We start from the raw sequence: 2,606 nt of genomic DNA, 5'->3' as shown, positions 1-2,606 counted from the left end.
AACAAAAATTTATCATAAAACCATTTGTTGCATTATGATTGATTCAATTGATACTAAAGATAAAAAAGAATGGAAATGTAACCTGACTTTTAAGGGACTTATAATAAAACCGCTTATTTTGGGAATGTGGGGTTTCGTAGGTTTTTTGATTGTTCTTGTTTTGGCTAAGTATCTTGGTTACATGGTAGGGACGCTAACTTCTTTTCGGATAGAAGGAGAAGATTTCTTATTATGCTTTCTTGGCTTCATTTTATCATTTCTCGTTAAATTCTTAGGAAATTTTCAAGATAGCGAATCTAAAGATTAAAGCTTAATCAACAGTTGTAGCCTGAAGCTTTTCAGCATTATCTACAATTTTTAATTGCTCGAATTGATATTTCATTCGGATAGAGGCAGGCAATATGCATCAGAGTAAGTCAAGCAGCTATTGCTGAAGAATGGAATGGTGCAATGTATGAGTAGAAAAGGCAACCCTTATGATAATGCGGTAGTAGAGTCATTTTTCCATACGTTAAAGACAGAACTAGTTAATTTCGAAAAACATAAAACAAGAGCAGAGGCAAGACAGAGTATCTTTGAGTACATAGAAATATATTACAACAAGCAAAGAAGACATTCGGCGCTTAGTTATTTTTCGCCGGTTGAATTTGAAAATAGAAAGATTAATTTAGTGGCTTATTTTTGTGTACAATATTTGGGGGGAAGATTAGTAGTAAAAGGAAACAGGAAGGAATTTACTTTTGCTTAATTTACCCGATACATGCTATCAAGGACTTTTAGAGACTGCGCAGGAAGGCATCCTAATAACTAGCGCTGAATCAGGCGTTATTGTTGATGGAAATACATTCCTAATTGATTTAATTGACACTTCCAAAGAACGATTAGTCGGTAAAAAAATCTGGGAAATAGATCTACTAAAAGAGATAATCCCAAGCAAAGATAGTTTCTACCAATTAATAAGAAATGAATACGTACGCTATGATGATCTTCAACTTAAGAAAAAGGACGGATGTTTCTGTACAATTGAGTTTGTCTCTACTTTATGCTTAGTAGGTGACATAAAAGTGCTACAATGTTGCATAAAGGATATTTCTGGTCGTAAAATGGCTGAGGAAGCATCATCATTAAGTGAGAAGAAATATAGATATTTATTTGAAAATAATCCTAATATTCTAGAGAATGTTTACAATATAATGGCCTTCAACAAATCTCTTTTTCTGATTTTTTTGCGAAAATATTTATTACAACGAAATAAATATTTATTGCATAAATATAGTTATGATTTTTTCCCATTATTTTCAAGCTAAACAATGTTCCTTTTTAATAAATCTCGTTACGGCGAGTAGTCACTAATGTATCTGGATATAGACTATTGAGGTTTGAACTTTAGAACCGTTCTATGTACAGGCAGAGCTATTCTGCCCTGTGGACTTTAACTATAGAGCTTTAATCATTTTTAGAAGACAATCATTGGGTTTTCCTTTATCCTTTTCCCACCTCGCCAAAGTAGTTGGATCAGTCCATTTTCTCTCTACTAGTAGTCTCTCTCACTATTTTGGGTAGCAATATAAAGGACAATTTTGTTCTTCCGGTATATTTCTCTGTTTAGAGCTGCAAATTAGATTTGGGATTCAATCATCTAGCCCAACAAGCTTTTCCAGATTTGCTCACATTACAAAAAACAATAAAGAACTTCTAGAATTTTCTGAGATATTCAAAAATCATAAAGCTTAATTAGTATCACTCGATAATTCTATCGACACTTCAACTTCAGCAGAATTCCTCTTTCTAGATTGGGCAATTTATCAAAGATTCCAACCAAAAACATTAAAAATTCTCCTTAACAATTTCTTACTTGGACTGTGTTTATTACGCTCCCAATCTCTAACAGTTGTTTTATCAATTCCCAATAGTTCGGCCAGCCTTCTTTGACTTAACCCATGTTTATATCTATAAGCTCTTACTCTATCTCCCATAGTTTCTTTGGGTAACTCAAATGGTACATATCCTAAAAATTCAATAATTTTAGGTAGTACGTAAATTTTAGGAGAGTTGTGATTGTTTTCCCAATTATAGATAGATTCTTTTTTAACTCCGAGTATATGTGCAACATCTTTCTGAAAGAGTTCTAATTCGACTCTGCGTTTCTTTATATGATCGCCTATCGTCTTTAAGATTTCAGGATATGCTTTAGAAATCGGTTTTTTAGCGTGCAAGGTAACTTTGCAGATTGGCAACGCAGGAATGCCCATGCGGCTATTACACCGATCCGGGTAGAGAATGCACATGCGCTCCGCCTCAAATACAACGGTATATGGCAAAAATTTCCGGACCTCTTTTGGATAGAATAGATATTCACATTGAAGTCCCCGCAGTAAAATATAAGGAGCTTTCGACTGAAGTAAAAAGCGAGCCTTCTTCAGAAATTAGAGCAAGGGTAATGAAAGCACGTGAAATTCAGCTTAAAAGATTTGCAGGATTGAGAAATATTTATAATAATGCTGATATGGGATCAAAGGAAGTAAGACAGTTTTGCAAACTTGACTCGGCAAGCGCTGAACTGTTAAAAATGGCGATGACTAAGCTTGGTCTATCGGCGAGAGCTT

4 protein-coding genes and 2 pseudogenes are annotated in these 2,606 nt (G+C 34.2%); 5 read left to right on the top strand and 1 reads right to left on the bottom strand.

The window, feature by feature from the left end; translation table 11 throughout:
* The 3 genes and pseudogenes from ACYC56_RS14915 to ACYC56_RS14905 all read left to right on the top strand — a co-directional run.
* Window positions 1-307, top strand: a 307-nt coding sequence (locus ACYC56_RS14915) for a hypothetical protein (protein WP_461374959.1), incomplete at its 5' end; no start/stop codon positions are given.
* A gap of 63 nt (window positions 308-370) precedes the next feature.
* Window positions 371-658: pseudogene (locus ACYC56_RS14910) on the top strand (IS3 family transposase); the annotation flags it as partial.
* An 82-nt stretch (window positions 659-740) separates the two neighbouring features.
* Complete coding sequence (locus ACYC56_RS14905; protein WP_461374958.1) at window positions 741-1,307, top strand: PAS domain S-box protein; 567 nt, start codon at window positions 741-743, stop codon at window positions 1,305-1,307.
* A 498-nt stretch (window positions 1,308-1,805) separates the two neighbouring features.
* Here ACYC56_RS14905 and ACYC56_RS14900 read toward each other — a convergent pair whose 3' ends face one another.
* Window positions 1,806-2,252, bottom strand: a complete 447-nt coding sequence (locus ACYC56_RS14900; RefSeq protein WP_461374957.1) for a helix-turn-helix transcriptional regulator — start codon at window positions 2,250-2,252, stop codon at window positions 1,806-1,808.
* On the opposite strand from ACYC56_RS14900, the pseudogene ACYC56_RS14895 reads away from it, so the two are divergent.
* Both ACYC56_RS14895 and ACYC56_RS14890 read left to right on the top strand, forming a co-directional pair.
* Window positions 2,231-2,329, top strand: a pseudogene (locus ACYC56_RS14895) (ATP-binding protein); the annotation flags it as partial. The gene ACYC56_RS14900 and the pseudogene ACYC56_RS14895 overlap by 22 nt on opposite strands.
* Window positions 2,330-2,338: 9 nt before the next feature.
* Window positions 2,339-2,606: magnesium chelatase subunit ChlI family protein (locus ACYC56_RS14890; RefSeq protein WP_461374960.1), on the top strand; the 268-nt coding region annotated here is incomplete at its 3' end.

Source organism: Candidatus Aquicultor sp. (assembly GCF_054640775.1).
This window is presented reverse-complemented; position numbering and strand designations above follow the sequence as displayed.